Below are 798 nucleotides of genomic sequence, written 5' to 3'. Positions count from 1 at the left end.
CGCCTTCGTCAAGGACACCGGCTACGTCACGGACGCCGAACGGCTGGGCATGTCCGCCGTGTTCCACCTCGCGGTGCGCGCCGAACCCGGAGACGTGCTGGGCCGGGCCGCCGGCACCCCCTGGTGGCTGGTGGTGCGGGGCGCCTCGTGGCGTCACCCCGCCGGACCGCTCTCGTCCGCCGGCACCCTCCAGAACCACCCGGTGGTGCAGGTCAGCTGGAACGACGCCCAGGCGTACTGCGCCTGGGCCGGGAAGCGGCTGCCGACCGAGGCCGAGTGGGAGTACGGCGCGCGCGGCGGTCTGGAGGGCCGGCGCTTCCCGTGGGGCGACGAACTCACGCCGCGCGGACGGTGGATGTGCAACATCTGGCAGGGCACCTTCCCCACCCTCAACACGGCCGAGGACGGTCACGAGACCACCGCACCGGTCACGTCCTTCCGCCCCAACGGCCACGGCCTGTGGAACACGGTCGGCAACGTCTGGGAGTGGTGCGCCGACACCTTCGCCGCCGACGCCTACGCGGTGCGTGCCGGTGCCGCGCCGGTGCACGACCCGCGCGGCCCGTGGCACGACCCGGGCCATGACGCGAAGCGCGTCATGCGCGGCGGCTCGTACCTCTGCCACGACTCCTACTGCCACCGCTACCGGGTCGCCGCCCGTTCCGGCAACACCGCCGATTCGGCGGCGGCGAACATCGGCTTCCGCTGCGCCAACGACGCCGTCTGACGACCTCGCCCCCGCGCCGAACGCCCCCGGGCCGACCCCCACCGCACCCGGGCCGCCCCCCGGGCTCCAAC

General features: G+C 74.6%; 1 protein-coding gene. It reads left to right on the top strand.

The features are described 5' to 3' along the window. The coding region (locus EAO77_RS35640) for a formylglycine-generating enzyme family protein (protein WP_147992461.1) at positions 1–727 on the top strand (727 nt) is incomplete at its 5' end. Positions 728–798: the final 71 nt, after the last annotated feature.

It is taken from the genome of Streptomyces sp. T39, assembly GCF_008042045.1.
Taxonomy (GTDB): Bacteria; Actinomycetota; Actinomycetes; order Streptomycetales; family Streptomycetaceae; genus Streptomyces.
The sequence above is the reverse complement of the archived record's forward strand: the minus strand, read 5'-3'. Positions and strand labels throughout refer to the sequence as shown.